The following is a 6141-nucleotide window of genomic DNA, read 5'->3' as shown; positions in this document are numbered from 1 at the left end:
CACGCTGCTCCCGGCCTCCCCTCTACCTGCACGCCCATCCGCCGCGCGGTCTGTCGCGCCGACCCGCAGGAACCGAACGCGAACCGAGCGACGTCGCGCCCGACTTCGCCCAGTTGCCAAAGCTCCTTGTCGGAAAATTCGGATCCGGCCTGCGCCCCGCGTTCGAGCGTGTTCAGCCCCGCGCCAAGCGGCGTCGGCCATCCTCTCAAGGCGTGGACCACCGACCGCAGCCCAGTGAGCGTCACTCCGACAGCCTGCCATCCCGCGGCACAGACAATGAGCCCGACGCCGCGATCCGTCAGGTAAGGCCGCTCGTCGCGCGCAAGGTCCTCGATGTAATCAATCGCATTCTTGAGCAGGCCCGGGATGCCGCCATGATAGCTCGGGCTTGCGATGATCAACCCATCGCATTGGCGCAGGATGGAGATGTAGCGTTCCGCGTTGCTCGCACGCGGCACGCCAAACTCATAAGGTGGAAACGACAATTCCGGGCCGGCGATCAATTGCGTGCGTGCGCCCGCGGCGCGCGCCGCCTCCAGGCTCACCGCAAGCGCGCGTTCACTGGACGATTGCGGCCGCAACGTCCCGCCAATGCCGACGATGAGGGGCGCCGTGGACATGATCATCTCGAAAAGCCTCGGGAAACGGCCGCCCGGCTCATGCCTCGCTCGCAGCCGGAAGGCGCTGCGCAACGTGACGCGCCAGCGGAGATGGGGATTGGGCCTCACGAAGGCGCGGCATCACGCCTTCCGCGAACAGATTGAGGCTCGACATCGTCTCCTCGTGCGACAGGCCGGCGCACTGCATCATCAGCAGCAGATTGGAGAACGCACCGACCCCATGACGGAAATCGCCGACCTGCTCGAGCACTTGCTCGGGCGTGCCGCAGAAGATCACGCCGGCGTCAATCAGCTCGTCGAGCGTGGCGGTGCTGAGCAGCACCGGATGCCCCGACTTTGTCGCCGAGGGGCGCTGGGTCGAACCGGACTTCATGATCCGCACATTATCCGCAACACTCAGGTACCCCGGCGGATTGCGGAAGGCCGGGGCGACGCGGCTGTTGGATGCGATGGTCGAAACGCAATGGACGGCGCGGCGACGCGCCTCGGCTTCCGTTTCGCCGATGGCACACATGCCCAGATACGCCAGCCGGTTGGCCGGCGCCTCGGTGCCATGATAGCCGCGCCACGCTTCGCGATACGCATCGAACAACGCTTTCGTCGCGTAACCGCTCAGGAACGTCGCGGCCACATATCCGCGCTTGGCGGTTTCGGCCATGCTCCGCGCGCTCGACGACGTGATCCACACCGGCGGGTGTGGCTGCTGCATCGGCCGCGGCCAGATGTTCACGTTGCGATAGTTGAAGAATTCGCCCTCGAACGGGAACGGTCCGTCATGGGTCGTCATCGCCTTGAGGATCAGATCGTGCGCCTCCCACAGGCGCTCCATCATACGGATGGGACTATTGACGGCGGCGGATGCCTCGTACGGAACGCCGCGCACGAAGCCCATCTCAAGGCGGCCGCCCGAGATGACGTCGATCATCGACAACTCTTCCGCTACGCGCAGCGGGTCCGTCCGGTTCGCCAGCGGCACGCCGAGCGCAAGCAGCCGCGCCCTCGACGTGATGCGCGCCAGGATGGCAAGGCTGATGTTGGAGGATACCGACAGGCAGGTCGGGGTGCTGTGATGCTCGTTGATCATGATGTCGTAGCCGAGCCTGTCGGCTTCGACCCATTCGTCATGGTATCGCCGGTAGAGCCCATGAGCGAAGTGCGGATCGCAATTGCGATTGGCGAGCGTAATGCGCAGCGACTGGTCCGGCAGCGACCACGCATCGGGATAGGACTGCTCGGTGAAATAGAAGACTCGCATCAGGCGACGCCTTTCATCGCGTTCATGGCCGCATCGGCATGGCGCTCATGCCAGTCGATGACGTGGCGCGCCGTGGCTTCGGCGCATTCGATATGCGGGTAATGCCCGCAGTCGCCGAGAGTTGAGAACACACCGCGCGGCAACCGCTTCGCCAGCGCGCGGCCGACATTCGGCGAAACGATGCGATCGTCTTCGCCGGACAGGACCAGTGCGGGGATATCGATGCGGTGCAGCCGGCGCGCGAGCGCGGGATTGTGCATGTAAGGCAGCCAAGCGTAGCGGGCGCTGGCCTCCCGCGCGCGAACCGCCAACTCCAGCTCGGCGTCACCCCCGCTATCGGGCGCACCGCCAGCCATCGCCGGGTTGAGAAACGAAAGGCTCTCGACCGCGCGCTCTTCCAGGCTGAAGATGTCTTGCATATCGCGCTCGGAGCGCCCTGCCATTTTGACCCCGGCCGGCGACAGCAGGCACAGCGACGCGATACGTGTTGTGTCCTTGCTCGCGATCTCCATCGCAAGCCAACCGCCGAGCGAAGATCCGACGATTGTCACGCGCCGCAGATCGAGCGACGCCATCAGGTCGAGATAAAAATACGACAGATCGTCGACCGACTTGAAATGGTTCGGAGCATCGAACTTGTAGCCGGGATGGTATGGGGCGATGACCCGGCCATGCGCGCCAAGCGCGCGCAGAAATGCATCCGCGCCGCGCAAACCGCGTTCGGGATGCAGGAACAGGAATTCCACGTCGCCGCTTCCGCATGCCGCAATCTCGGTTCTCACACCGAAAAGATCGATCGGTTCCAGATTGATGGGATTCTCGCTCAACGATTGCTCCGCCAATGATCGCGATTGCTCACATCAAACTAGCGACAACGGGCGAGACGAAAAGAAATAAAATCTTTTCGGGGCGATCAGTTTTTCTATGACGCCGATGGCGCGGATACATCTGACGATGACGCGCGGAAATCATCCGCACAGAATGATGCCGGCGCACCGCCACGATGCGCCGGCACGAAGAAGGCACTAAAGCGAGACGTTGGCCGCCTTGGCAACGGCTCGCCACCGCTCGTTCGTGCTCCTGATTTCCGTCGAGAATTCTTCCGGCGATTCGGCAAGCGAAACGAACCCGATATTACGGAGAGCGCCCTGCAATGCCTGATCGGCCCGCGCCTTGTGGAACGCTGCCGACAGATGAGCCACGACCGGCGCCGGCATTCCTGCCGGACCGACAAGCCCCGACCACTCGTGAACCTCGTAGTCTTTAACGCCCGCTTCGGCCACTGTCGGCAAATCGGGAAGCAGCGGCGTCCGTTGCGGCGTTGTGATGGCCAGCGGCTTGACCTTGCCGCCCTTCATCAAGCTCATCGTGCCGCCGACGTTCGAGAGAAGGATTTGGATCACGCCCGCCGACAGATCGACGAGCGCGGGCCCGTTGCCTTGATAGGGAACGTGCACGATGTCGATCCCTGCCCGCTCCTTGAAATACTCAAGGCCGAGGTGGACGATGGACCCCGCGCCCGGAGAGCCGAAGTTCAGCGTGCCCGGCTTCTGCTTGGCGAGCGCGATCAGCTCCTGCACGTTGTTCACCGGCAAGCCGGCATTGACGACGATGACCAACGGCCCGACGACGAGCCGGGAGATCGGCTGGAACGCCTTCTGCGGATCGTAAGGCGGATTCTTCATGATCGCCGGTGCGATGCCGAGCGTGCTGGTCGAAGCCCAAAGCAGCGTATAGCCATCCGGCTTGGCACGCGCGACGAAGTCGGCTCCCGTCATCCCTCCCGCGCCGGGGCGATTATCGAGCACCACCTTGGCGCCGACCGCCTTGGAGAAAGCATTGGCGAATGCGCGCGCCGCGGCATCGACCGAACCGCCCGGCGGAAACGGAACGACGAGTGTGATCGGCCGCGCCGGGTATTGCTGTGCAAAGCCGCTCGACGGCAACACCACAGCACCGGCTCCGGCGCCGATGGATTTCAAGAACGCCCTTCTGTTCCAACCCCGACCCGTCATGCTTCTCCCCTCCGATCGTTACAAACGAAGCTGCTGACTGCGCCCTGGCACGCCTTTCAGGCCGGCCACACGCAAGAGAGGCGTCCCGCCCTCGGCCTTTCAAGCAATATTTTCTGATTGCCCCTATCACCCGGAGCACAGGTCAAGGCATTCGATGGCCGTCAAACCGCGCGATCGCGGACAACGTCGAACAAGCGGCTCTGCCGCAGAGCCTCGGTAAACGATTGAACAAGCAGGCTCGCCGCCGGCGACAACTCTTTGTGCTGCGGATATGCCAGGACCAAAGTCCGCTTTAGCGTCGGCTCGATCAATTGCACGCAACGCAGGCGCGAACCGAACTGATTAACCGGGAAAGTCGAAGGCGAAATGATCGAAACCCAACCGGGCTGGGTGACGATCTGAAAAACGCTGACGGCGGAATCGACCTCGATTTCCGGCCGGATGGCGATGCCGCGCTTCTCCATCTCGCTGACCATGAAGTTGCGTTGGAAGTTGCCGGCCGAGGGCAACACGACGCGCATCTGGGCAAGCTCTCGCCCCGACATTTTGTCGCCCGTCGGATAGGTTTCATTGCTGACGACGGCCGTAAGCTCCTCCTCGGCGAGGACCACCTGCTTGACCGTCGGCCGCGGCTCGGCACGCGCGACGATAGCGAAGTCGAGGTCGCCGAGCACGACGCCCTCCAGGAGGTGTTGGCTGTATCCGTCGCGAACGGCAAGCTCGACGCCCGGATATTGCTCGTGAAACTCCATCAGGATTTGCGGCACGATCAGCGGCGGCAGCGCCGAAAGGATACCGAAGCTCACCTTGCCCGCGATCTGGCCGCTCGATTCCGAGAGCGCCGTCCGCACATCGTCCGCCGCTTCGAGGGCCTGCAGGCAAAGCGGATAGAGCCGATGCGCGATAGCATTGGGAACGACACCTGTCGCGGCGCGCTCGAACAGTTCGAGACCGAAAGACGCTTCCAGCCGGCGGATTTGTTGACTGACGGCAGCCTGGACGACATGGACGCGCCTTGCTGCGCGCGTCATGTTTCTTTCCTCATAAAGCGCCACGAAGTAGCGCATCTGCTTGAGGTCCATGAAACCGCCTTCCTTCGGGCCGTGGAATGCGCAAGAGAATGCCCGCACCGCACCGTTGAGTCGAGGGCGGACCGTCTAAGCCCATCCGTCGCACCATGCCAGTCAGTTGACTCATGTTTCCGTTGCGATGCGGCGAGTGCCGGAAGGCATTGCGCAAACTTTTCGTTTTGGCCGCGATCAGAAAACCTTTCTTTGGCTGGCTCCCTCCGAAGCGATAGCCTCGCAACCTTCGCGAAAGAACACCGAACCATACAAACGACTACTGACGGACATCGCCGCATGCACGATCGTGAATTTGGAAGCGCCGCCTGTATCGGCGTGGCCGTTCCGCAGGCCAATCCCATTGCCGAGCCCGAATTCCAGGCGCTCGCCGCCGATGGCGTATCCGTGCTGACGACAAGGCTTCAGGGAAGCCGGACCAACTCCAAGGACCGGCTGGTCGGGTACCTCGACAGCCTGCAGGGGACGCTCGACGCCTACGACACCACCCCGCTCGACGCGGTTGCGTTCGCCTGCACCGGCGTGTCCTACATCGTGGGCGACGAGCACTGCGAGGGCGAACTCAAGCGACTGTCCGGCGAACGAGGCTATCCGATCATTTCAGCCGCTAGTGCGATCCGCACGGCGCTCAAACACATGGGCGTGACGAAGATCGCGGTCTTCGCGCCCTATCCCAAGTGGCTGTCGGAGTTGAGCTACACCTATTGGGCCAGCGCGGGCTTCCAGGTCGTTGCCTCCGCCTGCGCTCCGATGGACCCGTCCGATACGCGCGCCGTCTACAAGATCCGCTCGAAGGAAATCGCGTCAAACGTGGCCGCGCTCGATCTCAGCAACGCTGAGGTTCTGATCTTGACGGGAACCGGAATGCCGACGCTGAAGGCAATTCCCGAGCTGTCAAGACAGATCGGCAAGCCGGTGCTTTCCTCCAATCTCTGCCTGGCTTGGATGGCAATGACCACCTGCGGCGTCAGCCTGCCGGCGGCGACGGCAACCGAGCCCCTCTATAGCGGCTGGGCACCGCGGCTGCGTCAATAGAACGATGCCGTTCGCTCGCCGGGTCGGCGGGCCGGCAGCGTTCCCAGAGCCATGGACAGCGGCTGCAACCATCCGGGCCCCATCGGCGTTATGGGTGTCAGGAGGGGCCAGAGGTCCGTCATGGCTCACGGGTC

The 6141-nt window shown here is 63.3% G+C and carries 6 protein-coding genes; 1 reads left to right on the top strand and 5 read right to left on the bottom strand.

Going from position 1 to position 6141, the window contains the following annotated elements; all coding sequences use genetic code 11:
- The 5 genes from VN004_RS03545 to VN004_RS03525 all read right to left on the bottom strand — a co-directional run.
- Window positions 1–620, bottom strand: a 620-nt coding sequence (locus VN004_RS03545) for an NAD(P)H-dependent oxidoreductase (protein ID WP_325607086.1), incomplete at its 3' end; no start/stop codon positions are given.
- Window positions 621–657: 37 nt separating this feature from the next.
- The gene (locus VN004_RS03540) at window positions 658–1875 is read right to left on the bottom strand and encodes an LLM class flavin-dependent oxidoreductase (protein WP_325607084.1); all 1218 of its coding nucleotides are present in this window, start codon (window positions 1873–1875) and stop codon (window positions 658–660) included.
- Window positions 1875–2702, bottom strand: a complete 828-nt coding sequence (locus VN004_RS03535; RefSeq protein WP_325607082.1) for an alpha/beta hydrolase — start codon at window positions 2700–2702, stop codon at window positions 1875–1877. The genes VN004_RS03540 and VN004_RS03535 overlap by 1 nt, the downstream gene beginning before the upstream one ends.
- A 198-nt stretch (window positions 2703–2900) precedes the next feature.
- Window positions 2901–3857, bottom strand: coding sequence for a tripartite tricarboxylate transporter substrate binding protein (locus VN004_RS03530; protein ID WP_325607081.1), 957 nt, complete (start codon window positions 3855–3857; stop codon window positions 2901–2903).
- Window positions 3858–4051: 194 nt separating this feature from the next.
- On the bottom strand, window positions 4052–4972 hold the full coding sequence (locus VN004_RS03525) for a LysR family transcriptional regulator (RefSeq protein WP_325607079.1): 921 nt from the start codon (window positions 4970–4972) through the stop codon (window positions 4052–4054).
- A gap of 279 nt (window positions 4973–5251) precedes the next feature.
- On the opposite strand from VN004_RS03525, the gene VN004_RS03520 reads away from it, so the two are divergent.
- Complete coding sequence (locus VN004_RS03520; RefSeq protein ID WP_325607077.1) at window positions 5252–6007, top strand: hypothetical protein; 756 nt, start codon at window positions 5252–5254, stop codon at window positions 6005–6007.
- Window positions 6008–6141: the final 134 nt, after the last annotated feature.

It is taken from the genome of Pseudorhodoplanes sp., assembly GCF_035565855.1.
GTDB lineage: Bacteria > Pseudomonadota > Alphaproteobacteria > Rhizobiales > Xanthobacteraceae > Pseudorhodoplanes.
This window is presented reverse-complemented; position numbering and strand designations above follow the sequence as displayed.

Coding starts and splice junctions, on each gene's coding strand:
- VN004_RS03540 (WP_325607084.1), bottom strand. CDS start 1,875: ATGCGAGTCTTCTATTTCACCGAGCAGTCCTATCCCGATGCGTGGTCG.
- VN004_RS03525 (WP_325607079.1), bottom strand. CDS start 4,972: ATGGACCTCAAGCAGATGCGCTACTTCGTGGCGCTTTATGAGGAAAGA.
- VN004_RS03520 (WP_325607077.1), top strand. CDS start 5,252: ATGCACGATCGTGAATTTGGAAGCGCCGCCTGTATCGGCGTGGCCGTT.